The 24,452-nt window shown below is 68.8% G+C and carries 22 protein-coding genes; 5 read left to right on the forward strand and 17 right to left on the reverse strand.

The genetic code is table 11. The annotated features are described in order from the left end of the window. Positions 1–94 precede the first annotated feature (94 nt). Positions 95–1,117, forward strand: coding sequence for an alpha/beta hydrolase (locus BN976_RS01115; protein WP_011779525.1), 1,023 nt, complete (start codon positions 95–97; stop codon positions 1,115–1,117). Continuing rightward, positions 1,110–2,519 carry a mycothione reductase gene (mtr, locus tag BN976_RS01120; RefSeq protein ID WP_036367240.1) on the forward strand — a complete coding sequence of 470 codons (1,410 nt, stop codon included), beginning with the start codon at positions 1,110–1,112 and terminating at the stop codon, positions 2,517–2,519. Before BN976_RS01115 ends, mtr begins: the two co-directional genes overlap by 8 nt. A gap of 7 nt (positions 2,520–2,526) precedes the next feature. Here the strand turns inward: mtr and BN976_RS01125 are convergent, their stop codons facing one another. Continuing rightward, positions 2,527–3,114, reverse strand: coding sequence for a sigma-70 family RNA polymerase sigma factor (locus tag BN976_RS01125; protein WP_036367250.1), 588 nt, complete (start codon positions 3,112–3,114; stop codon positions 2,527–2,529). Between the two features lie 268 nt (positions 3,115–3,382). On the opposite strand from BN976_RS01125, the gene BN976_RS01130 reads away from it, so the two are divergent. Together BN976_RS01130 and BN976_RS01135 are read left to right on the forward strand one after the other, a co-directional pair. Beyond that, entirely contained in the window at positions 3,383–4,087 is a 705-nt protein-coding gene (locus BN976_RS01130) for a response regulator transcription factor (RefSeq protein WP_051558242.1), read from the forward strand. Next, positions 4,087–5,595 carry a sensor histidine kinase gene (locus BN976_RS01135; RefSeq protein WP_011779521.1) on the forward strand — a complete coding sequence of 503 codons (1,509 nt, stop codon included), beginning with the start codon at positions 4,087–4,089 and terminating at the stop codon, positions 5,593–5,595. The genes BN976_RS01130 and BN976_RS01135 overlap by 1 nt, the downstream gene beginning before the upstream one ends. Here BN976_RS01135 and BN976_RS01140 read toward each other — a convergent pair. The 9 genes from BN976_RS01140 to BN976_RS34660 are packed head-to-tail and all read right to left on the reverse strand — an operon-like array spanning position 5,587 to position 15,004. After that, positions 5,587–6,327, reverse strand: coding sequence for an energy-coupling factor ABC transporter ATP-binding protein (locus BN976_RS01140; RefSeq protein WP_011779520.1), 741 nt, complete (start codon positions 6,325–6,327; stop codon positions 5,587–5,589). The genes BN976_RS01135 and BN976_RS01140 overlap by 9 nt on opposite strands. Then, positions 6,324–7,103: a cobalt ECF transporter T component CbiQ gene (gene cbiQ / locus BN976_RS01145; RefSeq protein ID WP_036367257.1), complete on the reverse strand. Its 780-nt coding sequence runs from the start codon at positions 7,101–7,103 to the stop codon at positions 6,324–6,326. Before cbiQ ends, BN976_RS01140 begins: the two co-directional genes overlap by 4 nt. Position 7,104: 1 nt before the next feature. Continuing rightward, complete coding sequence (locus BN976_RS01150; protein ID WP_011779518.1) at positions 7,105–7,473, reverse strand: PDGLE domain-containing protein; 369 nt, start codon at positions 7,471–7,473, stop codon at positions 7,105–7,107. Next, complete coding sequence (locus BN976_RS01155; protein ID WP_011779517.1) at positions 7,470–8,177, reverse strand: energy-coupling factor ABC transporter permease; 708 nt, start codon at positions 8,175–8,177, stop codon at positions 7,470–7,472. The genes BN976_RS01150 and BN976_RS01155 overlap by 4 nt, the downstream gene beginning before the upstream one ends. A 54-nt stretch (positions 8,178–8,231) precedes the next feature. After that, complete coding sequence (locus BN976_RS01160; protein WP_036367260.1) at positions 8,232–10,703, reverse strand: GcvT family protein; 2,472 nt, start codon at positions 10,701–10,703, stop codon at positions 8,232–8,234. 15 nt (positions 10,704–10,718) lie between these two features. After that, positions 10,719–11,642 (reverse strand): choline/ethanolamine kinase family protein, encoded by a 924-nt coding sequence (locus tag BN976_RS01165; RefSeq protein ID WP_011779515.1) that lies wholly within the window; start codon positions 11,640–11,642, stop codon positions 10,719–10,721. A 37-nt stretch (positions 11,643–11,679) separates the two neighbouring features. Further along, positions 11,680–12,471, reverse strand: a complete 792-nt coding sequence (locus tag BN976_RS01170) for a GntR family transcriptional regulator (protein WP_011779514.1) — start codon at positions 12,469–12,471, stop codon at positions 11,680–11,682. Between the two features lie 25 nt (positions 12,472–12,496). Then, positions 12,497–13,345 (reverse strand): class I SAM-dependent methyltransferase, encoded by an 849-nt coding sequence (locus tag BN976_RS01175; protein WP_036367265.1) that lies wholly within the window; start codon positions 13,343–13,345, stop codon positions 12,497–12,499. 45 nt (positions 13,346–13,390) lie between these two features. Then, the gene (locus tag BN976_RS34660) at positions 13,391–15,004 is read right to left on the reverse strand and encodes a hypothetical protein (protein WP_220096289.1); all 1,614 of its coding nucleotides are present in this window, start codon (positions 15,002–15,004) and stop codon (positions 13,391–13,393) included. Between the two features lie 279 nt (positions 15,005–15,283). On the opposite strand from BN976_RS34660, the gene BN976_RS01185 reads away from it, so the two are divergent. Next, positions 15,284–15,643, forward strand: coding sequence for a hypothetical protein (locus BN976_RS01185; RefSeq protein WP_011779511.1), 360 nt, complete (start codon positions 15,284–15,286; stop codon positions 15,641–15,643). Between the two features lie 75 nt (positions 15,644–15,718). Here BN976_RS01185 and BN976_RS01190 read toward each other — a convergent pair whose 3' ends face one another. The 7 genes from BN976_RS01190 to BN976_RS01220 form a co-directional block, all read right to left on the reverse strand. Beyond that, positions 15,719–18,577, reverse strand: a complete 2,859-nt coding sequence (locus BN976_RS01190; RefSeq protein ID WP_036368917.1) for an ATP-binding protein — start codon at positions 18,575–18,577, stop codon at positions 15,719–15,721. A gap of 49 nt (positions 18,578–18,626) precedes the next feature. Then, complete coding sequence (locus BN976_RS01195; protein ID WP_370500969.1) at positions 18,627–18,947, reverse strand: ArsR/SmtB family transcription factor; 321 nt, start codon at positions 18,945–18,947, stop codon at positions 18,627–18,629. A gap of 137 nt (positions 18,948–19,084) precedes the next feature. Next, positions 19,085–19,933 (reverse strand): FadR/GntR family transcriptional regulator, encoded by an 849-nt coding sequence (locus BN976_RS01200; protein ID WP_235621943.1) that lies wholly within the window; start codon positions 19,931–19,933, stop codon positions 19,085–19,087. 8 nt (positions 19,934–19,941) lie between these two features. Continuing rightward, complete coding sequence (locus BN976_RS01205; RefSeq protein ID WP_199558893.1) at positions 19,942–20,718, reverse strand: 3-oxoacyl-ACP reductase; 777 nt, start codon at positions 20,716–20,718, stop codon at positions 19,942–19,944. Beyond that, positions 20,715–22,091 (reverse strand): aldehyde dehydrogenase family protein, encoded by a 1,377-nt coding sequence (locus BN976_RS01210; protein ID WP_036367273.1) that lies wholly within the window; start codon positions 22,089–22,091, stop codon positions 20,715–20,717. Before BN976_RS01210 ends, BN976_RS01205 begins: the two co-directional genes overlap by 4 nt. Beyond that, on the reverse strand, positions 22,091–22,864 hold the full coding sequence (locus BN976_RS01215; protein ID WP_083767260.1) for a gamma-glutamyl-gamma-aminobutyrate hydrolase family protein: 774 nt from the start codon (positions 22,862–22,864) through the stop codon (positions 22,091–22,093). The genes BN976_RS01210 and BN976_RS01215 overlap by 1 nt, the downstream gene beginning before the upstream one ends. 55 nt (positions 22,865–22,919) lie before the next feature. Beyond that, on the reverse strand, positions 22,920–24,299 hold the full coding sequence (locus BN976_RS01220) for a glutamine synthetase family protein (RefSeq protein WP_036367276.1): 1,380 nt from the start codon (positions 24,297–24,299) through the stop codon (positions 22,920–22,922). Between the last annotated feature and the right edge of the window lie 153 nt (positions 24,300–24,452).

The following is a 24,452-nucleotide window of genomic DNA, read 5'->3' on the forward strand; positions in this document are numbered from 1 at the left end:
CGGTGTTCAGGTTATCCCGCCTGACTCGCCGGTAACCCGCCGACCACGACCCAAGACCTCTCCGTGGCCGCGTCGCGCCACTAGGGTGGCTTTCGTGTCTGGATGGGAGCCCGACGTGCTGCCCGGATACTGGCAGTGCACCTTCGCTCTGGGACCCGATCCCGACGGTGAGGGTGAGCTCGAGGCCACGCTGGTGCGCCGGGGCGATCCCGAGCCGTCGGCACGTCACGCGGTACTGGTGGTGCACGGTTTCACCGACTACTTCTTCAACACCGAGCTCGCCGACCGCTTCGCGGCCCGCGGATTCGCTTTCTACGCGCTCGACCTGCACAAATGCGGCCGGTCGCACCGGGAGGGCCAGACTCCGCACTTCACCACGGACCTGGCGCGCTACGACGTCGAGCTCGAACGCGCGCTCGATGCGATCGCCGCGGTGGGCCCGGCCCGCGTGCTGGTCTACGGCCACTCGGCGGGCGGTCTGGTGGTCTCGTTGTGGCTGGACCGGCTGCGCGCGCGGCGGGCCACCGCGCGCAAGGGGGTGTCCGGACTGGTGCTCAACAGCCCGTGGCTCGACCTGCAGGGGCCCGCGATCCTGCGCACCCCGCCCACGTCGGTGGCCCTGATGGCGATGCGGCGTGTGCGCAAACACAGAGTGGTGCGCCGCCCCACCGAGGGCGGCTACGGCACCACCCTGCACAGGGATTACTTCGGCGAGTTCGAGTACAACCTGCAGTGGAAACCGGTCGGCGGGTTTCCGGTCACGGTCGGCTGGATTCATGCCATCAGGCGCGCGCAGTCCCGGCTGCACCGCGGCCTGGATGTCGGCGTGCCCAATCTGATCCTGCGGTCGGACCGCAGTGTGCGCGAGGTCGCCGACCCGGCGTCGATCCAGCGGGGCGACGCCGTGCTGGACGTCGCCCAGATCGCGCGCTGGGCCGGGTGCATCGGCAACCGCACGACGGTGGTGCCGGTCACCGACGCCAAGCACGATGTGTTCCTGTCTCTGCCGGAGCCGCGGCGCGCGGCCTACGCCGAGCTTGACCGCTGGCTGGACTGGTACCTGGCCGAGGCCTCGGCCACCTCACCACAATCCGACGGGGGCGCAGGCCATGGCTGACTTCGACATCGCGATCATCGGTACCGGCTCCGGCAACTCGATCCTCGACGAGCGGTACGTCGACAAGCGGGTGGCCATCTGCGAGGAAGGGGTTTTCGGCGGTACCTGCCTGAATGTCGGCTGTATCCCGACGAAGATGTTCGTCTACGCCGCCGGGGTCGCCCACGATATCCGCGAGTCGAGCCGCTTCGGGGTGGACAGCCACATCGATAAAGTGCGGTGGACCGACATCGTGTCGCGGGTGTTCGGCCGGATCGACCCGCTGGCCAGCGGCGGCGAGCACTACCGCCGGTCGTCGCCGAACGTGGAGGTCTTCGCCAGCCACGCCCGGTTCGTCCCCGGTTCCGGCGACGGGTACCGGCTGTGCACCGCGGACGGCGACGAGTTCACCGCCGAGCAGGTGGTGATCGCCGCAGGCGCGCGGGCTACCGTGCCGCCTGCGATCGCCGACTGCGGCGTGAAGTTTCACACCAGCGACACCATCATGCGGATCTCGGAACTCCCCGAACACCTGGTCATCGTCGGCGGCGGGTTCGTGGCGGCCGAGTTCGCGCACGTCTTCTCGTCGCTGGGGTCACGCGTGACGATCGTGCTGCGCGGCACCACGATGCTCTCGCACTGCGACGACACCGTGTGCGAACGGTTCACCGACATCGCGGGCAAGAAGTGGGAGATCCGCAGCCGGCGCAACGTCGTCGGCGGCCAGTCCGACGAGTCCGGATTGACGCTGCGACTCGACGACGACTCGACCGTGCACGCCGACGCGCTGCTGGTGGCTACCGGCCGCGTGCCCAACGGAGACCTCCTCGACGCTCACCATGCGGGTGTCGAGGTTGCGGACGGTCTCGTCGTCGTCGACGAATTCCAGCGCACCACAGCGCGGAACATCTTCGCCCTCGGTGATGTCAGCTCGCCGTATCAGCTCAAGCACGTCGCCAACCACGAGGCGCGCGTGGTCAGACACAACCTGCTGCAGGGCTGGGACGACACCGAGAACCTGATGCCCGCCAATCACCGCAACGTGCCGTCGGCGGTGTTCACCGAACCTCAGATCGCCTGTGTGGGACTGACCGAGAACGAGGCGCGCTCAGCCGGTTATCGCATCCGCTCCAAGGTGCAGGACTATGGCGACGTCGCGTACGGCTGGGCGATGGAGGATTCCACCGGGTTCGCCAAGCTGATCGTCGACGACGACACCGGGCTGCTGCTCGGCGCGCACATCATGGGTCATCAGGCCTCGTCGATCATCCAGCCGATCGTGCAGGCGATGGCGTTCGATCTGCCCGCGCAGGACATGGCGCGGGGCCAGTACTGGATTCACCCGGCGCTGCCGGAGGTCGTCGAGAATGCGCTGCTCGCGCTGTGCGGTGAGCCGCCGTGGCCGCCTTCGAAGCGGCACTAGGGAGACGTCAGGCGGCCGCGGCGTCGCGCAGGTAGCCGCGGGCGGTTGCGACGTCCACCAACAAGCTACGGAGGGCTCGACGGCCACGGTGCAGGCGTGACATGACGGTGCCGACCGGGATGTCGAGGATGAGCGCGATCTCCTTGTAGCGCAGACCTTCTACGTCGGCGTAGTACACCACCAGGCGCTGGTCTTCGCGCAGCCGCCCGAGCGCGTCCCTGACCTCGTCGTCTCCCAGCGCTTCGAGTGCGGCGAGTTCGGCGGACGGCAGACCGGTGGAGGAATGACGGCCGTGCCCGGCCAGCTGCGCGTCGGTGATGTCCTCGGAGAGAACCTCTTCCGGCCGGCACTGAGCCCGGCGGTAGGACTTGATCCATGTGTTGGTCATGATGCGCAGCAGCCAGGCGCGGACGTTCGTGCCGTCCTCGAATCGGTGGAATCCGCCGTACGCCTTGACCATCGTCTCCTGCACCAGGTCCTCGGCGTCGGCGACGCTGCCGGTGTAGCGGCGCGCAGCGCGGTAGAGCTGATCGAGCAGCGGCAGCACGTCTCGCTCGAACCGTTGCAGGACAGTGTCTTCCGGCGGTGAATCCATCACTGGACCTCCAAATAAATTGTCTGGCTGTTGATTCCACTGTATGGAGGATCTCCGCATCTGGACGATTCGCATAGAAACCACAAACATTTGGGAATCGTGTGAAGGTGACCGGCGCAGCCGGCGAGGCCGATACATATGCCGATACATATGAGGTCTCTATGAGGGTGGTGACGGATGCGGCCGCGGCGGCGACAATGGTCGGGTGACGTCTGCGCCGGTCGAGGACCAGGGCCCCCGTCGCGCGATCCTGGGCAGACTGCCCCGCATGTACCGCGCGGACGGGTCACCGATCCGCGTCCTGCTCGTCGACGACGAGCGCGCGTTGACCAATCTGGTCAAGATGGCACTGCAGTACGAAGGGTGGGAGATCGACGTCGCCCACGATGCCGCCGAGGCCGTCGACAAGTACCGCGCCAATACCCCCGACCTGCTGGTTCTGGACATCATGCTGCCCGACATGGACGGGCTCGGCGTGCTGGCACAGCTGCGCGAATCCGGTGCCTACACTCCCACGCTGTTCCTGACCGCGCGTGACTCCGTCGCCGACCGCGTGACCGGTCTGACCGCCGGTGGCGACGACTACATGACCAAGCCGTTCTCGTTGGAGGAGCTCGTCGCGAGGTTGCGCGGGCTGCTGCGTCGGTCGGCGTACCTCGCGCCGGCCGACGACGAGTCGCTGTCGGTGGGCGATCTCACGCTCGACGCCGCGAGCCGTGAGGTGACACGGGCCGGTGAGCCGGTCTCGCTGACCTCGACAGAGTTCGAACTGTTGCGGCTGCTGATGCGGAATCAACGAAAAGCGTTGAGCCGCACTGACATATTGAGAAAGGTATGGGATTACGACTTCGGCGGGCGAACCAGCATCGTCGACCTCTACGTGTCGTATCTGCGCAAGAAGATCGACGCGGGCAGGGACCCGATGATCCACACCGTGCGCGGCGTCGGCTACATGCTGCGACCCGCCCGCTGATGCGCGCCTGGAAGAGCTGGACCCTGCTGCGACAGCTGGTCGTCGGCGTCTCGGTCGTGGTCATGGTTGCGCTCGTCTCGGTCGGCGCCATGACCGTGATGACGCTGCGCTCGTCGGTCCTCGGCATCATCGACACCCAGCTGTCCGTGGCGGCCGACGCCACCATCAGCTCGGTGGCCAAATACCGCAGTACCCCGGGGCCCGGCGGCCAGATGCCCGCGCCCGGGGCGATGAAACCGCTGACGCACCTCATCGGGCAGGCGCCTGGCAACATCGTGGTACTGATCCAGAACGGGGAGGTGGTGGACTCGGCCTTCTTCGGCGACGGGGACGCGCAGGTGGCGCCGGCGGCGGCCGTCGAGACGATCGCCGACCAGTCGTGGACCGACCCGCAGCCCCGCACCGTCGAGCTGCCCGGGCTGGGCTGGTACCGGATGGAGAGCCGGGCCGGTGACGGCGACGAGGTCCTGGTCACCGGGGTGTCACGAACCCCGGCATGGAATGTGATGGTCCGCGAGACCGCGATCGTGTCCGGGATCACCGCCATCGCCCTGGTCGTCACCGCGCTCAGCACCGTCGCCATCGTCCGGTTCGCGTTGCGCCCGCTGCGCCGCGTCGCCGCGACCGCGGCGGAGGTGGCCGGCCTCCCCCTCGACCGGGACAACCACGCGATCACCCCGCGCGTCCCGGCAGGTGACACCGATCCCAGCACCGAGGTCGGCCTGGTCGGCGACACCCTCAACCGGCTGCTCGACCACGTCGAACACGCCCTGGCCGACGTCGCCGCGTCCGACCGGCGGATGCGCCAGTTCATCACCGACGCCAGCCACGAACTGCGCACCCCGCTGGCCGCCATCCACGGTTACGCGGAGTTGACCCGCCAGGACAGCTCGGTGCTGCCACAGACCACCGAGTACTCGCTGGCCCGCATCGAGGCCGAGGCGCAGCGGATGCACGCTCTGGTGGCCGACCTGCTGCTGCTGGCCCGCCTCGACGAGGGGCAGGACCGCCAGACCACCGAGGTCGACCTCGCCGATCTGGTCGTCGACGCCGTCAACGACGCGACGGTGTGCGCGCCCGAGCACCGGTGGCTGACCTCCGTGCCCGACGAACTGGTGAACGTGCTCGGCGATCGCGCCCAGCTGCACCAGATGCTGGCCAACCTGTTGTCCAATGCGCGGGTGCACACCCCGGCGGGCACCACCGTGACGACCACCGTTTCGAAGGGCACCGCAGCCGACGGCACCGGGTATGTCGAGCTGACGGTGACCGACGACGGCCCGGGAATCGACCCGCAACTGTTGCCGCATCTGTTCGAGCGGTTCGTGCGCGCCGACAGATCACGATCCCGCCAGAACGGGAGTTTCGGCCTTGGCCTGGCGATCGTCGCGTCGATCGTGGAGTCGCACGGCGGCACGATCGACGCGACCTCCGGTTCGGGGACGACGGCTTTCCGCGTCCGGCTGCCCACCGCGGCGGTCGGCGCTGCGCAGCCGGTGTCAGCCTGAACCGACGGCGAATCCCCAGGGCAGTTCGAGGCGGTGCGCGGCAAGCAGGTCGGCATCGGAGAGCACGTCCGCGGTGGTCCCGTCGGCGACGATGACGCCGTGGTCCATCACGATCGCCCGTTGGCACAGTTGCGCGGCGTAGGGCAGGTCGTGGGTGACGATCACCATCGTGGCGTCCAGCCCGGACAGCGTCTCCGCCAGCTCCCTGCGCGCGACCGGGTCGAGGTTGGCCGACGGTTCGTCGAGGACGAGGACTTCGGGTTCGCACGCCAGCACGGTGGCCAGTGCGGCCCGGCGTCGCTGGCCTCCCGACATGTGGGCAGGGCTGCGTGCGGCCAGCTCGGTCATGGACACCACCTCGAGAGCGCGCGCGACGCGGGCCTCCAGCTCCGCTCCCCTGATGCCGAAGTTGGCCGGTCCGAACGCCACGTCCTGGGCCAGGGTCGGCATGAACAGCTGATCGTCGGGGTCCTGGAAGACCAGGCCGACTCTGCGTCTGATGTCTCGAAGAGTGTTGCGGGACAACATCGTTCCGCCGATCTCGACGCTGCCCTGCAGCGCGGTCAGCACTCCGTTCAGATGGAGCATCAGCGTCGTCTTACCGGCCCCGTTGGGGCCGAGCAGGGCGACGCGTTCACCGGCGGCAACCTCGAGATCGATCCCGCCCAGCGCCTCATGCCCACCGGGATATGCGTAGTGCAGGCCGCTGACCCTGATCGCCGGGGCCGTCATGACAGCACCAGCGCACAGACCGCCACCGCGACTGCGGCCGCCGCGGGCAGCAACGCCACCGTCCACTGCCGTGGCGTCGCCGGCGCCGCGCAGCCTGCGCCGACCGCGAGCGCAGGCACATGGCCGTCGAATCCGCGGGACAGCATGGCCAGGTACACCCGCTCTCCCCGTTCGTAGGACCGCAGGAACAGTGAACCGACGCTTGTGGCGGTGGCCCCGATCTGATGCAACATCCTGGGGGAATCGCCGCGGGAGATCCGGGCGACCCGCATCCGGCGGGCTTCGGCCGACAGCACGTCGATGTAGCGGATCATCAGGGTCAGCACCGACACGATCACCGCGGGTACCCGCAATCTGCTCAGCGCGACCGGCAGTTCGCGGGCCGTGGTCGTGGCCGCCACGGTCAGCGACGCGGCGACGCCGAGCGTTCCCTTGACCACGATCCCCCACGCCGCGTACAGCCCGGTGACCGACAGTTGCATCCCTGCGACGACGACCCTTTCGCCGCCCTCCGCGAACGGCAGCAGCAGTGCCAACACGATGAACGGCGCCTCTATCAGCATCCGGGGCAGGATCCACGCCAACGGGATCCGCGCCACCCGCCACACCGCGAGGATGATCAGCCCGAAAAGACCGAAGGGCCAGAACAACTCCCGGGGTGTGGCGACCACCGCCAGGACGAAGACCGTCAGGCAGACGATCTTGACCTCTGCGGGCGCCCGGTGCACCGGCGAGTCACCGTCCCGGTAGAGCGGATGCGAGTGACCGCCGCCCACCTCAATCCCTCACGGTCGACTTCGGTTTCGCGCGGGAGCGGGCGATCGACCAGAACGCGCCGCCCGCGACGACGACGGTGACGACCACACCGAGGACACCCGCGAGACCGCCGGTGCCGTCCCTGCCGCCGAGCGCGTAGTCGGCCAGCGGCGAGCCGGCCAGCGCATGGTCGCGGGCGTGCTGGGCGATGCAGTCACCCCGCAACTCCTCGCCGTCGGCGGTCTCGACGACTTCGCAACCCTGCAACGTCGCCGAGTCCAGGCCGTCCGGACTGGAGCTCGCGAGGTAGGAGACGCCGCCGGCGACCACCAGGGTGACCAGTGCGAAGCCGATCCAGAACCACCAGCTTCGCCGCGTCGGGCCGGTCACGCCGGGACCGCCGTTCTCACGCGGTTGGTCCGCAGCAGATACACCAGGTCGGGGCGGGCCCTGACCACCGCCATCACCGTCAGCGCGGTGATGATGCCTTCGCCGACACCGATCAGCACGTGGGTTCCGAACATGTAGCCGGCCACCGCGCCCAGCGACGTCGTCGCGGCTCCGCCGAGCGAGTACTCAAGCACGAAACCCATCGCCGCACAGACCGTCCCGATCACCGCGGAGACGAAGGCGATGCCGCCGACGACCGGGACGGCGACGTCGTCGCGGCCACGGCGGGCGAGGCGGTACAGCAGCAGTGCGCTCGCATAGCCCGCGGCGACACCGAACACCGACATGTTGGTGATGTTGGCGCCCAGAGCGGTCACGCCGCCGTCGGCGAACAGGAAGGCCTGCACGATCAGGACGATGGCCACGCAGAGGGCGCCGGTGAACGGGCCGACGAGGATGGCCGCAAGCGCCCCACCGAGCAGGTGGCCGCTGACGCCGGGCAGGATCGGGAAGTTCACCATCTGCACGGCGAAGATGAAGGCGGCCACCAGACCCGCCAGGGGCACGGTCCGCTCGTCGAGTTCCTCGCGGGCCCGCCACGCGCAGATCCCCAGCGCGACGACGGCGATGATGCCGAAGAGCACCGATATCGGGGCGTTGACGATGCCGTCGCTCATGTGCATGGCGACGTGGTCGACGGTCATTCGACGAGCCTAAGCCGCCATCTGATCATCTGTCCAGCTGAACAGATAAGTGCGTTATCGCACCCGGTCGCCGGTCGGGTCGTACAGCGGCCGCAGGGAGACGGTGATCGGGTAGAGCGCTCCGCCGACGTTGATCTGGTAGCTGCCGGACCGCACCCAGTCGGGGTCGACCACGGCCCCGTCGCCGGACCGCAGGTACGCCAGCCCGACCGCGGCGCCGACCGTCTGACCCCACGCCGCCGACGTCGCCTGCCCGGCGACGGCACCGTCGCGCAGGATGAGCTCACCGCCCCACAGCATCGGCTCCGGCGAGTCGACGCGGAAGCTGACCAGCCTGCGGCGGGGGCCTTCGGTGCGGGCGCGCTCGACGGCGTCGCGGCCCAGGAACGCGATGTCGGTCTTGAGCTTGCAGGCGAACAGCAGGCCCGCCTCGACCGGGTTCTCGCTGGGAGTCAACTCGCGGCCGAACGCGCGGTAACCCTTCTCCAGCCGCAACGACTCGATCGCGTAATACCCGCCGCGGGCGACGCCGTGCCGTTGCCCCGCCGCCAGCAGATCCTCGTAGACCCCGACCGCGAACTCGGCCGGAACGTAGAGCTCCCAACCCAGTTCACCGACGTAGGTGATGCGGGTCGCGCGGACCGTGGCGTATCCGAGCGAGATCTGCCTGCTGGTGCCGAACGGGAACGCGGCGTCGGACAGGTCGGCATCGGTCAGCGCCGACAACACCTCCCGCGACCGGGGTCCCATCACCCCGAACACCGCGTAGGCCGACGTGACGTCGACCAGGTGGGTGTTCGCCCCGTCCGGCCAGCGCCGTCGGATCTGGGACCGAATGTGGTCCTTGTCCCGCTCGGTGGTGGCGGCGCTGCTGACGATCAGGTATTCGTCCTGACCGGTCCGGGTCACGGTGACGTCGGATTCGTAAGTCCCGCGGGCGTTGAGCATTCCGGTGTAGACCGACCGGCCGACCTCGACCCCGACGTCGGCGGTGCACAACCATTGCAGCGCCGCTTCGGCGTCACCGCCGACGAGCAGGTACTTCGAGAACGAGGTCTGGTCGAACACCGTGACACCCGTGCGGGTGCTGGCCTGTTCAGCGGCCGACCAGTCCAGCCAGTTCGGTTTACCCCAGCTGTAGTCGATGACGGGCTCTTCGCCGGGCGGGGCAAAGAAGTTGGCGCGCTCCCATCCCATCCGGCTGCCGAAGTTCGCTCCGGCCGCGTCCAGCAGATGGTGCACCGGCGAGCGGCGGAACGGTCGAGCGGTCTTCATCTCCCGGTTCGGCCACGGGATCTCGTAGTGGATACCCAGCACCTCGGCGACCCGGTCGTGCAGCCACCGGTTGTTGCCGTTGAACGGTGCGAACCGCCGGATGTCCACCCCCGTCAGGTCGGTGGTGGGCGCGCCGTTGACGATCCATTCGGCCAGCGCCCGGCCCGCGCCGCCGGCGGTGGCGATGCCGACCGAGTTGAAACCGGCGCCGACGAAGAAGTTCCGGCACTCGGGCGCCTCGCCGAGGATGAACTGGTTGTCCGGGGTGAAGCTCTCCGGGCCGTTGTAGAACTTCTTGATGCCCGTCGTCTCCAGTGCGGGGATGCGCAGCAGTGCGCTGTTCATCAGGATCTCGAAATGTTCCCAGTCCTCGTCGAGCAGCTGGAACTCGAACGGGTACGGGATCGCGTCGGGCGACACCCACGGTTTGGCCTCGGGCTCGAACCCGCCGATCACCAGGCCGCCGACCTCCTCCTTGAAGTAGGTGTAGCCGTCGGGGTCGCGCAGGATCGGCAGATCGGGGTGGACGCCGTCGATCTTCTCGCTGACGACGTAGAAGTGTTCGGCCGAGTGCAACGGCACGTTGACCCCGGCCATCGCGCCGACCTGCTTGGCCCACTGCCCGGCACAGTTCACCACGATCTCGGCTTCGATGTCGCCGGCGTCGGTGCGCACTCCGGTGACCGCACCGTCGGCGAGGAGCACGTCGAGCACGCGGGTCTTCTCGACGATGCGGCATCCGCGGGTGCGCGCACCCTTGGCGAGCGCGAAGGTCAGGTCGGTGGGGTTGGCCTTGCCGTCGGCGGGCAACCAGATCGCCCCCACCAGGTCGTCGACCCGCATCACCGGATAGTGGTCGAGAGCTTGCGCAGGCGTGAGCAGTTCACACTGGAGATCGAACGCTTCGGCGTTGGCGGCCGTGCGGCGCAGCTGCACCATCCTGTCTTCGGTGCGCGCCACCGTGACGCCGCCGCACTGCTTGTAGCCGGCCGAAAGACCGGTTTCGTTCTCCAATTCGGAGTACAGCGCGGTGGAGTACTGCACCAGCCGGGTCATGCCCTCCGAAGCGCGCAGCTGACCGACGAGACCCGCTGCATGCCAGGTGGTCCCACTGGAGAGCTGGCCCTGTTCGACCAGCACGACGTCGGTGACACCCAGCTTGGTCAGGTGGTAGGCGACGCTGGTTCCGATGACGCCGCCGCCGATGATCACGGCTTGCGCACGTGCGGGCAGGGCCTTGGGTGACGTCATATGCTCCTCGCTGTCTCAGTCTTCGGCCGCGACGGCGTCGAGCAGACGCGGGAAATGCGGATTGCGGAATTCGGCGACCGCGGCCTCGTAGCGCTCCATGGCCCACTCCCAGAAGTCGAATTCGATTGCGCTGGAGCCGTACTGGATGCACCCCCAGAGCGTCCATCCGTACTTGGCGACGATCCCCTGCAGGTGCGCCCGTGCCGTCTTGCGGCGCGACGGGCGTCCGTAGTAGGCGGTGACGAGCTCGTCGAGTTGGTCGAGGGAGAGCCCGCACTCGCTCCAGATGTTGCCCAGCTCGAAGCAGGGGTCGTTGTTGCCGGCGTATTCGTAGTCGATCAACCACATACGGTCGCCGTCTTCGATGAAATTGCCCGCCAGCAGGTCGTTGTTGCAGGGCACGGTCGTGTCGTCGGTGGCGGTCAGCACGCGTGCCGCCGCCGCGAACGCGTGCGCGTGGTCCAGGTAGTCGGGCGGGATGCGGAACCCGTGCTCCGTGACGGTCGCGAGGTAGGCGGGCTGACGTTCGAACATGTCGAAGCGGCCGCGGAAACGCGGCCCCCGGTGCAGCGTCCGGCACGCGTCGGCCACCTTGGCGATCACGCCTTCGCGCTGAAAATCGCTGTTCTCCAGCGTCTTTCCATCGATGTAGCTCAGCAGCAGCACGCCGAGATCCGGCCGGTAGTCCAGCACCCGCGCGCCGACGCCGGCCCGTTCGGCCGCCACGCTGTTGTAGTGCTCACGGTCGCGGTCGATTCCGAGCAGGTTGCGACCGGTATCCACGCAGCGGGCGACATACACCCCGTCCGGAGTGGTGATCTTGACGTTGCGATTGGTCAGTCCGCCGGACAGATACTGCACTGTGCGTGGTCGCCCGGCCAGCAACCCGATCTGGTCGAACAGCGTGTCGAGCTGTTCGTCGGTGAGCCGGGACGACATCACAGCATTCTAAACCGGGAACCGTCAAAGGTCTAGACTAATAGCCTTGCCTGACCGGGTCCGCGCGGGACTGGATACGGATCGTGGTCCGATCGGAGCGGTGGTAATCGCGGGAGAACTCGACCGCAACACCGTTGTCGGCGAACGAGGTTCGCACGACGAGCAACAGTGGGCACGACGGCTCGACACCGAGCACCCGGGCCTGCTCGGGTGTCGCAGAGGTTGCCTCGATCCGCTCGTCGGCCGCACATGGAGCGTGGCCGTAGCCACGCATCAGCGCATACAGCGAGGCCTGCAGATTCTTCGACAACATCCCCGGGAACACCGCGGCGGGCAGGTACGCCTCCTCCAGCACGATCGGCTCACCGTTGGCGGTACGCGCCCGCAGGATCCGGTGCACCTGGTCTGTGCGCCGCAGCCCGAGAGCCCGGCTCACCTCGGCGTCGGGCCGGCCCGTCGTCGCCATGAGTACCTGCGCACCCGCCTCCACTTCGAATCGGCGCATCTGCTCGGTGAACCCGGGCAGGCTGGCATGGTCGAACTCGAACCGCGGCGCCGCGACGAAGTTCCCGCCGAATCTGCCACGGCGACGGTCGATGAGACCCTTGGCCTCCACCGCGCTGAGCGCCTGCCGCAACGTCATTCGGCTGACGCCCAACGAGGTGGCGATCTCCACCTCCGGTGGCAGCTTGTCGCCGGGTATCAGGTCCCCCGAGGCGATCAGCGCCTCCAGCCACTGGGCGATGCGCGCATGGGCGGGCAGGTCGGACGAACCGACCAGGTCCGGACGGGCCGCCAGCGGCGCCGCGTCGACGGTGAGGACGCGCACGGCCAAAGTGTAGATGTCGGCCGTCCTACAGCCTGGTCATCGTGACCAGAAGGTACTCCGCCTCCCAGAACGCGTTCGTCTCGTCGCCGCGGTTCCATTCGGTGAGCAACGCCAGGAAGTCGCGATCCAGGGCACCGATCCGGTCCGCGTGCCCGGCGTTGAACCGGTAGGCCGCGATGGTCGGCCCGTAGTTGCGCTTCCAGTACTCCCGGAAGCCGGCCGGGTCGGCGCAGTGGTCCATGCGCACCGTCTGCCGCCGGGTCGTCAGATCGCCGACCCTGTCACCGAACAGCGTCGTGACATGGTCCGTGTCGCCCCACAGTGGCGGCGGGTTGGCGCCGGGCGGCGGAGGTGGAGCGTACGGCTTCATGGTGGCGAACAGGTTTCCGATGAAGCCGCCGGGTGTCCAGTTCACCATCCCGATCGTCCCACCCGGCCGGCACACCCGGATCAACTCGTCGGCGGTCGCCTGATGGTGGGGCGCGAACATCGCGCCCACACAGGACATCACCACGTCGAAACTTCCGTCGGCAAAGGGCAGCGACTCCGCGTCGGCTTCCACCCATTCCAGGTCGACGCCGCGCTCGGCGGCGATGCGCCGACCGGCGCCGAACAACTCGGGGGTCAGGTCGCTCGCGGTGACGATTGCACCGACTTCGGCCGCCGGGATGGCGGCGTTACCCGATCCTGCGGCCACGTCGAGAACACGGTCGCCGGCCTGGATTCCGCAGGCGCGCACCAGTTCCGGACCGAGCTCGGCGATCAGCTCCGCGGCGACGGCGGGGTAGTCGCCCGACGCCCACAGCGCGCGGTGCTTTGCCTTGAGTTGCCGGTCTGCGTCGTGGGCACCGATGGATTCTGCTGTTGTACTCATTTCCGAATCTCCTTCTGTGTCATGGATTTACCGTCATCGACCCGACTAGCCGTCGGCTCCGTCGGGTCCGTCACTGCCGTTGCGGGTGGTTCCGGCGCCGAGTGCGCCACCGGAGCCACCCTCGGCGCCGGAACCGCCCTGGCCGCCGGGACCACCGTTGCCGCCGTGTCCTGTCCCGGTCATCGAGCTTCCACGCCCGCCGTATCCACCGTCGCCGCCGCGGTTACCCGGACCGCCCTCGCCGCCGGGGCCGCCGTTACCCGCATAGGCCGCTCCGGTGGTCGTCGTCGCGTTGCCACCGTTTCCGCCCGCGCCACCTCGGCCTGAACCTCCCGATCCGCCGACCCCGCCGTTGCCGCCGGTGACGTCGCCGTCCCCGGCGAGCGCGCTACCGCCTGTGCCGCCCGAACCCCCGGTGCCGCCCAGCCGTCCGCGCCCGCCGTTGCCGCCGTTTCCACCGGCCGCGTCGCCGCCCTCGGCGAATGCCGCGCCGCCGCCACCGCCCGCACCGGCGTAACCGAAAGCGCCCCCGTCCCCGCCGTCTCCGCCCGATCCGCCGCCGGCGTCCTTGGCCACCGAGCCGGCGCGCGCACCCTCTCCGCCGTCACCACCGTCACCGCGAAACGCTCCGCCGTTGCCGCCCCGGCCCCCGTAGCCGCCGGTCGCCGATCCGCCGGTGGAGTTGGCCGAGCCACCGTCGCCCCCGTCCCCGCCGTTGCCGGCGAGATAGGAGTGCCCGCCCGCGCCACCGTCGCCTCCCCGGCCGGTTCCGGTGCCCAGGTTGATCCCCTGTCCGCCGGCGCCGCCGTCCCCTCCTCGGCCGAACACGGCATTGCCGCCCGCGCCGCCCGCCGCCGCCTGCACCGGTTCCGTCGAGAGCCTGGCATTGTCGCCTCCCGCGCCTCCCGCGCCGCCGTCTCCGAAAAGACCGGCGTTTCCCCCGTTTCCGCCTGCCTGCCCGGGAAGGCCGTCACCGCCCCTGCCGCCGTCACCGAAAAGGCCGGCGTTTCCCCCGTTCTGGCCGGGGGCGCCGTCGGCGCCGTTGCCGATCAGCCAGCCACCGTTCTGGCCCGGCAGCACACCGTTGCCGATGAGAAGTCCACCGGGACCGATCAGACCGAGGAACGCGCCCGTCGGGCTGACGAGGGTGACCGGTGCGAAGTCGACGGATGCGGGACCCGTTGACCCCGCACTGCGCGAGTTCGCGCGCCCGCCGAAGATCGTGGGGGCCGGTTGCACGACGGCCTGCAGGACGGCGTGCGAGGCGACGCTGCCGGAGGCGGGTCCGGGCGTTGCCACCACCTCTCCCGGGGTGTCGTCACGGACTGCGCCGTCGGAGACCACGCTCTCGACGCGTGATTGCGACGCGACCGGGACCGGGACCGGGACCGGGACCGGGACCGGTGTTCCGGCAGCGGGGTGCGCGTTTGCCACCTGCGGCGTCGGCGGCGCCGCCGGTGTCTCGTCCGCCGTCACGTCCGCCGTCACCAGACGGATCGCCGGCTGCAGCGCCGGCGTTTCAGGACCCGACAGGGGCACGGCGGTGACGGCCAACCCGACCCCCAGCGTCAACGCGAGAGCGCCGACGCGTCCGACGTGGCGGCCGCAGTCCGACATTCGTGTGGTCGAGTCCAAGGCTCGTGGGTGTGGTTGTGTCATGTCGCTCTCCAGGAATCCATCGGCCGCTGGTCGGTCCGGTGTCAGGTGAGCCCACCGTGCCCGTCGGGTCTTCAACAGACGTGAAGTAGCTGTGAAATACGCACGTCACGGCCTGTTGTGCGTCGCGAGGGCGACGCTGCGGCCGACCATCGCGGGAGGCTGCCGGGTCGATGTACTCGGCATTTCACAAATCCGTCAGGTCCACCGAAGCGCCCTCATGCATCGTCGGCATCGTCAGCAACCGGGCCGCATACCGGCCCACGAAGCAAGGAACAGAACATGATTGACACCACGACTCCGGGCGGCTCACGGCGGATGCGCCCATCGGTCATCGTCACCGGCGTGGCAACGGCCGCAACGATGGCCGGGCTGCTGGGACCCGCTGTTTCCCACGCAGAGAAAGTGTGGGATCTCGGCTCCTACGATTCCTGCGCGCAGGCGGCGAGCGACCGGCACAGCCAGGGCAAGACCACCGACAGCGAGTTCATCGAGGAGATGCAGTTCTGCTGCATTCGCTCCGACGGCGAGTGGAACACTCAGGCGGTGAAATGCCAGGCGCCGCCCGCCACCTTCCAGACCGCACCGCAGTCGCCGCGCTCAGTGGTAGCGCCTGCCCCGGGCAAGGCCGCGCTGCCATGAGTCGGCGCCGCGGCCTGATCGCCGGCCTCACGGCGTTTCGCCGAATCCGGTTGTTGCAGAACCTCCCTGCGAATATCAGCGATACCGGGCAAGGGCCGAGTAGGCGCGTTTGACGGCGTCGACCCCACTGAGCCCGTCGGCCGCGGGCCGGCCGAGGTCAGCCACCGCGGTGTCGGTCAAAGGAGACGGCTTGCCCGCCTTGACGAGTGCACAGTGCAACGCGGCGGCGTCCTCGGTGGCGCCCAACCGGACCAGCAGGCGCGTCACGTACCGCAGGTTGAGCCACTGCTGGCTCCAGTCCCCCACCCTGTCCCAGTACTCCAGCACTGCGATGAATTCGCCTGCGGCTCTGGCCGAATCACCGTGCACGGCGCGGGTGGCGGCGGCTTCCATCATCGCGATGCCCTGCCACCAGAAGTTCCGCACCGACGCGGCCGACTGTGCCGCCTCGTCGAACAGCGCCAGCGCCTGCTCGGGCTCGCATTTCTTGAGCACCAGGCCGAGGGCGTAACCCGCCATCGAGCGCGCCGTCGGGTTGGCGGTCGTGTCCGCAACCTGGACCGCCTCCTGCGCGGCGTGCAGTCCGGCTTCCGGGGTGCGCAGTGCGGCGTAGCAGATCGCCACGTAGAACAGCGTCCACACCAGCCGGATGGGATCGGCCTCACGGCGCGCGCGCTCCATTTCGGCGGTGTAATGCGCCAGCGCGACATCGGGACGGCCCTCATAGAGCGCCACATCGGCGAGCACGTCACCGGGGTAAGCCACCCGACCGTTTCCGCGCTGGGGACTACGGCCGCCGGCCAGAGCCGCCAGCGACCGGACGCGGTTGTCCTCGCCGCGATTCCACGCGCCGCGTGCGGCGAACCCGACAGCCGCCGCGAACAGAGGATGGTCTGGACCGGTGACCGTGAACGCCCTCTCAGCCCACTCCGACGCCTCGTAGCCCACCCGCAGATGTCCGAACTCCGACAGCGAGGTGACCAGCCGCATCGCGAGATCGACGTCCCCGTCGGCCATCGCGCGATCGAAGGCCACCCGAAGGTTGTCGTAGTCGGGCAGCATCCGGTCGACCCAGGCGCCCTCGTCCACGGTGTGCATTCCCGCCGCGGCACGTTCGGCCAGTCCGGTGAAATACACCGCATGCCGGCGCGCGTACACCTGTTCGATTGCGTTTTCGCGCAAGAGGTTTCGCCCGTATGCGCGCAACGTCTCCAGCAGGCTGTACCGCGTCCAGCCGGTGCCGGGGCGGAGCACGACGATGGATTTCTCGACCAGGCCGGTGAGGAGCGCGAGGGTGTCCTCCTCACCTGCCGCATCCTCGGCGCACACCCCGTGCGCCCCGGCAAGGTCGAAACCACCGGCGAAGACCGACAGCCGAGCGAACAACTGCTGTTCGGACTCGGAGAGCAGCCGGTAGGACCAGTCGATGGTGGCGGCCAAGCTCTGCTGGCGGGGCGAAGCGCCGCGCGCTCCGCCGCTGAGCAGACGCAACCCGTCGAGCCGGCGCGCCAGGTCGAGGCTGCCCATGACACGGATCCGGGCTGCCGCCAACTCGATCGCCAGCGGCAGACCGTCGAGTTGACGACAGATCTCGGCCACGGCGCCAACCGGCTCACGGTCGAGGTCGAAATCAGGGCGACCCGCCCTGGCGCGATCGGCGAACAGTGCGCTGGCCTCGTCCGGCGGCAGCGGCGGCACCGGCATGATCCGCTCTCCGGCGACTCCGAGCGCTTCCCGGCTGGTGGCCAGCACGGTAACCCCCGGGCACCGCGCAACGATGCGGTCGATCAGCTGCGCGGCGGCGTCGAGCAGGTGCTCGCAGTTGTCGATCACGAGCAGAAGCTCCCGCGTGGCGAGGTACTCGATCACCGTCGCGTCGATGTCGAGCCCCTGCCTCTGCTGCAGGCGCAGCGCGCCCGCCACCGCGTGGCCGACCGCCGCGTCGTCGGCCAGGGCCGCCAATTCGCACCACCAGACACCGTCGCCGAATCGGGCCTTGTGACGCGTCGCCGCCTCGAGGGCCAGCCGGGTTTTGCCGGCCCCGCCGACACCGGTCAGGGTGAGCAGCGGACCCTGCCCCAACGCGGCTGCGATGTGGGCCAGTTCCTGCCGACGCCCGATGAAACTCGTCACGCGCCGGGGCAGTGAATCCGCCTGCGGAATCCCCTGCGCTCCCACCGCCGGCGTCGCCGGGGCCCGGTCGGAGTCGCCGTCGAGAATGCGTTGATACGCCGCCCGCAAGGTGGGGCTGGGGTCCACGCCGAGCTCGTCGACGAGCCGCTGACGCGTTCGACGGTAAGTGTCCAGCGCCTCGGCTTGCCGCCCACTGCCGTACTGCGCCAGCATCAACTGGCCGGCCAACCGCTCGTCGAGCGGGTGCGCACGCGATGCGGCCACCAGGTCGGCGAGCAACTCTGCGTGCCGTCCCGCGTTCAACGCGGCGTCGTTGCGCTCCGAAACGATGGAGAGCCGCTCCACCTCGAGGGCGGTGCGCAGCTCGTTCACCCAGGGAGTGTCCAGCGTGGTGCACAGTTCCCCACGCCACAACGACAGCGCCTCGTCAAACAGATCCGCTGCCCGTGCGGGTTCGGCGCTGGAACGGGCGTCGGCGACGAGGCGGCGGAACCGGTGGAGGTCCACCGCCGAGGGATCCGTCGACAACATGTAGCCCCCCGGCTCGCGGGTGATCGTCACCTCATCGGAGCCGGCGAACAGGGCACGCAGCCGGGACAGATAACCGGCCAGGGCGTTTCGGACACGATGGGGCGGGTCTCCGGCCCAGACCCGGTCGATGAGCTGCTCCGCGGGAACCGGCTGGTTCACATCCGCCAGAAGTGCCACCAGAACGCAGCGCTGGCGGGCGTGACCGACGTCGAGGCGTCGTCCGTCGACGAGCACCTCGACGTCGCCGAGCAGCCGCAATTCGGTGGCCACCCGTACAGCCTTCACCAGAGAGCCCGCCGCCGCGCGGCGATTCGCGCGGTCAGCCGTGCCGGGCGCCGATCCAGTGCAGCAGGTCGTGCACGGTTTCGTCTTCCAGCCGGTATGTCACAGACCGTCCCGCGCGGGTGTTGGTGACCCACCCTTGTTGGCGCAGGACCCGAAGAGCCTGCGAGACCGTGTTCTCCGACCGGCCCAGGGCAGCGGCGAGATCACTGACACAGATGCCGGGCGCCCGGTGCAGGCAGAGCAGGATCTCCAGCCGGTGCGGGTCCGACACCAGGTCGAACCGCTGTGCCCAACGCGGCGTGTCCACCTCGGCCAACGCCGAGGTCGCCCGCTCGACCAGCTGCTGATCGTCCACACGTGCAATGTAGTCCGCGGCGGGCGCGCGCAAAACGCCAGCATCCGCGGCGTGTCGGCGGGCAGACACCTTGAACTCGCTGCGCCCGGGGCGTGAGTCAGGCCGTGTCAGGCGGTGTCAGGCCGTGTCAGGCCGTGTCAGTCCAAGAAGCCGTGCAGCAGTGCCGCCGAACCCCACACGTGGGCCGCCATGGTCTGCGCCGCGCCGTCGGCGTCGCCGGCCAGGATCGCCATCACGATCGCCTCGTGCTGTTCATCGGAATGAGCGATGTTGCGCGGCAGCAGCGGAATGCAGTCCAGCATCTCGTTGAGCCGCATGCGGTTCTGCGCGACCAGCGGCACCAACGACGGCACCCCCGCCGCCTCGGCGATCGCCAGGTGCAGACGGGAGTCCAGACGGCGGTAGTCCTGCGGGGCGGCACCACGCACGTCGAGCAAGCGACTCCACAGCGCTTCGCGTTCGGTGGCACTCAACGTGCGACAGGCCGCCATCCGCGCCGCGCCCGTTTCGAGGATCTCGCGCAGCCGCAGCGCGTCGTCGATGTCGGTGCGACTGAACGCGACATCACCGGTCCGCGGCGCCGGGAGGGCGTCGGCGATGAAGGTACCCCCGTACCGCCCGCGCCGCGACACCAGATAACCGGCATCTGCCAGCGACTTGATCGCCTCGCGCACGGTGTCGCGACTCACCCCGAGACGCGTCGCGAGTTCCCGTTCGGGAGGCAGCGATTCGCCCGGCCGCAGCACCCCGAGACGGATCGTCTGCAGCAGCCGCTCGACGGTGTCCTCGAACGCATTGAGCGGCCGCACCGGACGCAGCAGCGCATCGGCAGCAATCTGCTCCGCGGTCGCGTCAGCGCCGTCTGAAGCCGTCTGCTCCTCGCGCAAGCGCTCGTCGGAAGCCGTCTGCTCCTCGCGCAAGCGCTCGTCGGAAGCCGTCTGCTCCTCGCGCAAGCGCTCGTCGGTGGGTTCCGGTACGGCCGACATCCCTGCCCCTAGAGCGGCGTCACGTAGTGGCCGCTGATGCCGCCGTCGACGAGGAACGACGACGCGGTGATGAACGATGCGTCATCGCTGGCAAGAAAGGCCACCGCGGCGGCGAGCTCTTCGGGTTCGGCGAAGCGGCCGACGGGCACGTGCACGAGCCGGCGGGCCGCGCGTTCGGGGTCCTTGGCGAACAACTCCTGGAGCAGCGGAGTGTTCACCGGCCCCGGGCACAGGGCGTTGACCCGGATGCCCTGCCGCGCGTACTGCACCCCGAGTTCACGCGACATCGCCAGCACACCGCCCTTGGACGCGGTGTAGGAGATCTGCGAGGTGGCCGACCCCATCACTGCGACGAAGGACGCCGTGTTGATGATCGAGCCCTTCTGCGCCGGAACCATGTGGCGCAACGCGGCCTTACAGCAGAAGAACACCGACTTGAGGTTGATGTCCTGCACCCGGTCCCACGCGTCGACGCCGGTGTTCTCGATCAGGTCGTCCTCCGGCGGGGAGATCCCCGCGTTGTTGAAGGCGATGTCAACCCCCCCGTGCACCTCGAACGCGGTGTCGAAAAGGTGGTCCACCGCAACCTGATCCGCGACGTCGACCTGCACGAAGGTCACGTTCATGTCGTTCGCGACGCTCTTACCGGTGGAGGCGTCGACGTCCCCGATGACGACGATGGCGCCTTCGGCCTGCATCCTCTTGGCGGTGGCCAGGCCGATGCCGCTCGCACCGCCGGTGATGACGGCTACCTTGTCTTTCAGTCGCTGGCCCAGATCCATCAGTGTTCCTCCTGTACGGCAAAGAAGACGTTCTTGGTTTCGGTGAAGGACAACGGTGCGTCCGGCCCGAGCTCGCGGCCCAGCCCGGACTGCTTGAACCCGCCGAACGGGGTGCTGTAACGCACCGACGAGTGCGAGTTGACCGACAGGTTGCCGGATTCCACCGCACGCGACACCCGAAGCGCACGAGACAGGTTGTCCGTCCAGATCGAGCCGGACAGACCGTACACGGTGTCGTTGGCCAGCGCGATCGCATCGGCCTCGTCCTCGAACGGCAAGACCGTCACCACCGGGCCGAAGATCTCCTCGACGACGGTGCGATCGTCACGCTGCGGCGTCAGCACTGTGGGAGGGAACCAGAACCCGGGACCCGACGGAGCATCACCACGGAATGCCACGGGCGCGTCGTCGGGTACGTACGACGCCACCGAATTCCAGTGCGCCCTCGACACCAGCGGGCCCATCTCGGTGTCCTCCGCCGCCGGGTCGCCCACGACCACACCCTTGACGGCCGGCTCCATCAGCTCCATGAACCTGTCGAAGACGTTGCGCTGCACCAGAATCCTGCTGCGGGCGCAGCAGTCCTGCCCGGAGTTGTCGAACACCCCGTAAGGGGCCGTCGCCGCGGCGCGCTCCAGATCGCAATCGCCGAAGACGATGTTGGCGCTCTTGCCGCCGAGTTCCAGCGTGACGCGTTTGACCTGGGTCGCCGCTCCGGCCATCACCCGGGTGCCCACCTCGGTGGACCCGGTGAACACGATCTTGCGGACGTCGGGGTGGCTGACGAAGCGCTCCCCGACCACCGAGCCGCGGCCCGGCAACACCTGGAAAAGGTCTGCGGGCAAACCGGATTCGACCGCGAGTTCGCCGAGCCGCATCGTGGTCAGCGGCGTCCACTCGGCGGGTTTGACCAGCACCGCGTTGCCCGCGGCCAGCGCGGGCGCGAACCCCCACGCGGCGATCGTCATCGGAAAGTTCCACGGCGTGATGACGCCCACCACGCCGAGCGGCTCGTTGAACGTGACGTCGAGGCCGCCGGCCACCGGAATCTGCTTGCCGGACAGCCGCTCCGGCGAAGCCGAGTAGTAGTTCAGGACGTCGCGGACGTGGCCGGCCTCCCACCGGGCGTTGCCGATCGGGTGACCGGAGTTGGCGACCTCCAAAGCCGCCAATTCCTCAACGTGTGCGTCGACGACCGCGGCGAAGGCACGAAGCCCCGCCGCCCGCTCTGCGGGTGCCAGTGCGGCCCAGCGGCGTTGGGCCGCCCTCGCGCGCGCCACCGCGTCGTCGACACCGGCTTCATCGGTCTGCTCGACGGTGCGCAGCAGCTCCTCTGTCGCGGGGTTGATCACATCGCTTGCCAAAGCCCCAGCCATCAGCTCACTTTCTCTATTTTGTGCCAGGCGTAGTCGCCCGCCGCGCTCACCAGCCCCGCGAACAGACGTAGGTCGTCGAGTCGTTCCTCCGGGTGCCACTGCACCGCCACCGCCCAGCCGTCGGAACGGGTCGCCGGATCGAGCTCCACGGCCTCGACCACGCCGTCGACGCCCCTGGCGCTGACGATCAGGCCGTCGCCGAGCCGGTCGACGGCCTGGTGGTGGTAGCACTGCGCCTCGATGTCGGGCCCGACCAGCGCTGCCACCCGGGTGCCGGGCACGGTGGTGATCGAGGAGGTGGTGAACACGGCGTTTCCCTGCTGGTGACGGGTGTGACCCACGACGTCGGGCAGATGCTGGTGCAGAGTCCCCCCGAGCGCGACGTTGAGCATCTGCGCACCCCGGCAGATGCCGAGGACCGGAATCTGCCGACGCAGCGCCCCCTGCAGCAGCGCGAACTCGAACGCGTCACGGGTTCGGCTGTCGCCGACGGGCTCGTCGGTGGCCGGATGTCGTTGCGCCCCATAGGACGACGGGTCCACATCGCGTCCGCCGGTGATGATCAGCCCGTCGAGGCTGTCGAGCACCCGGTCGGCGACGGCGGCATCGGCGGCCTGGGGCGGCAGCAGCACCGCGATGCCGCCGGCCATCCCGACCCCTTCGAAGTAGATGGCGGGCAGGAAGCTGGCCCGCACATCCCACACCCCGGTCTGGGCCTGCTGCAGATACGTCGTCAGGCCGATCACGGGGCGCGTTCGATCGCGAAGAGACACGGAATCGCGTTGTCGAGCCTGATTTTGTGCGAGTTTGCGACTGCTCGCGCCAGGATCAGAGCCGTTCAAATCCGCGCTTCCTCTCCCAGTCGGTCACGGCGGCGTTGAACGCCTTCAGCTCCACGGCCGCGTTGTTGAGGTAGTGGTCGACGACGTCATCGCCGAACGCGGCGCGCGCGACCTTCGAGTTGTCGAACAGTTCCACGGCCTCGGCCAGAGTCGTCGGCAACCGGTCCGCGCCGCTGGTATAGGCGTTGCCTTCCATCGCATCAGCGAGCTCCAGCTCGTTGTCGATCCCGTACAGGCCGCCGGCGATCAACGCCGACACCGCCAGGTACTGGTTGACGTCGCCGCCGGGGGCGCGGCATTCCACCCGCATGCCGTGGCCGTGGCCGACCACCCGCATCGCGCAGGTTCGGTTGTCCAGGCCCCAGGCGACTGCGGTCGGCGCGAAGCTACCGTCGACGAATCGCTTGTAGGAGTTGATGTTCGGCGCGTAGAACAACGCCATCTCACGAAGGGTGGCCAACTGACCGGCGATGAAGCTGCGGAACATCGGCGACATACCCAGCGGATCGGAGTCGTCGGCAAACACCGGAACACTGGGCCGGCCCTCTTCGTCCAAACCGCGCAGCGAGATGTGGATATGGCAGCTGTTGCCTTCGCGCTCATCGTATTTCGCCATGAACGTCAGGCTCTTGCCGTGCTGGTCGGCGATCTCCTTGGCACCGTTGCGGTAGATCGTGTGGTTGTCGCACGTGACTCGGGCGTGGTCATAGCGGAACGCGATCTCCTGCTGGCCGAGGTTGCACTCCCCCTTCACCCCTTCGCAGTACATGCCCGCGCCGTCCATCCCCAGCCGGATGTCGCGCAGCAGCGGTTCCATCCGGGTCGAGGCGTGCATCGCGTAGTCGACGTTGTAGTCGGTGGCGGGTGTGAGCCCCCGGTAGTCGGCTTTCCAGGCGTCCCGGAAGGTGTCGTCGAACACCATGAACTCCAGTTCGGTGCCCACGTAGGGCACCAGTCCACGCTCGGCGAGGCGCGCGATCTGCTTGTTGAGGATGCTGCGCGGCGCCTGTGTCACCGGCGTGCCGTCGGTCCACGACAGATCGGCCATGACGAGCGCACTACCGGGCAGCCACGGCAGCAGACGAAGCGTGCTGAAGTCGGGGGTCATCACCATGTCGCCGTAGCCGGTCTCCCAGCTGGAGATGGCGTAGCCGTCCACGGTGTTCATATCGACGTCGACGGCGAGCAGGTAGTTGCAGCACTCGCAGCCGTGCTCGGCGACGTCCTCGGCGAACAGCCGCGCCGACACCCGCTTGCCGGTGAGCCTGCCCTGCATATCGCAGAACCCGACGATGACGGTGTCGATGTCCCCCTCGTCGATCAACTGTTCGAGAGCCGCCTTCGTCAGCATGCCGCGTGTGCTCATCAGCTCGAGCCCGACCTTCCTACGGATTTTGTCTGCCGACCGACCATTGGCGGGCGCCGGCGGCGGGGCCTCAACATTTCACCAACACATTTTCATGTCCAAAGGTCGGACACCAGACCAATAGCCGATCTATTGTCCCCATGGTGCCAGCGC

It is taken from the genome of Mycolicibacterium austroafricanum (assembly GCF_000612725.1).
Lineage (GTDB): Bacteria > Actinomycetota > Actinomycetes > Mycobacteriales > Mycobacteriaceae > Mycobacterium > Mycobacterium austroafricanum.

Bases quoted from the DNA above. Each gene is read 5' to 3' on its own strand.
- mtr (WP_036367240.1), top strand. From the start codon at position 1,110: ATGGCTGACTTCGACATCGCGATCATCGGTACCGGCTCCGGCAACTCG.
- BN976_RS01125 (WP_036367250.1), bottom strand. From the start codon at position 3,114: ATGGATTCACCGCCGGAAGACACTGTCCTGCAACGGTTCGAGCGAGAC.
- BN976_RS01130 (WP_051558242.1), top strand. From the start codon at position 3,383: ATGTACCGCGCGGACGGGTCACCGATCCGCGTCCTGCTCGTCGACGAC.
- BN976_RS01135 (WP_011779521.1), top strand. From the start codon at position 4,087: ATGCGCGCCTGGAAGAGCTGGACCCTGCTGCGACAGCTGGTCGTCGGC.
- BN976_RS01140 (WP_011779520.1), bottom strand. From the start codon at position 6,327: ATGACGGCCCCGGCGATCAGGGTCAGCGGCCTGCACTACGCATATCCC.
- BN976_RS01155 (WP_011779517.1), bottom strand. From the start codon at position 8,177: ATGACCGTCGACCACGTCGCCATGCACATGAGCGACGGCATCGTCAAC.
- BN976_RS01160 (WP_036367260.1), bottom strand. From the start codon at position 10,703: ATGACGTCACCCAAGGCCCTGCCCGCACGTGCGCAAGCCGTGATCATC.
- BN976_RS01165 (WP_011779515.1), bottom strand. From the start codon at position 11,642: ATGTCGTCCCGGCTCACCGACGAACAGCTCGACACGCTGTTCGACCAG.
- BN976_RS01175 (WP_036367265.1), bottom strand. From the start codon at position 13,345: ATGAGTACAACAGCAGAATCCATCGGTGCCCACGACGCAGACCGGCAA.
- BN976_RS34660 (WP_220096289.1), bottom strand. From the start codon at position 15,004: ATGACACAACCACACCCACGAGCCTTGGACTCGACCACACGAATGTCG.
- BN976_RS01185 (WP_011779511.1), top strand. From the start codon at position 15,284: ATGATTGACACCACGACTCCGGGCGGCTCACGGCGGATGCGCCCATCG.
- BN976_RS01200 (WP_235621943.1), bottom strand. From the start codon at position 19,933: ATGTCGGCCGTACCGGAACCCACCGACGAGCGCTTGCGCGAGGAGCAG.
- BN976_RS01210 (WP_036367273.1), bottom strand. From the start codon at position 22,091: ATGGCTGGGGCTTTGGCAAGCGATGTGATCAACCCCGCGACAGAGGAG.
- BN976_RS01220 (WP_036367276.1), bottom strand. From the start codon at position 24,299: ATGAGCACACGCGGCATGCTGACGAAGGCGGCTCTCGAACAGTTGATC.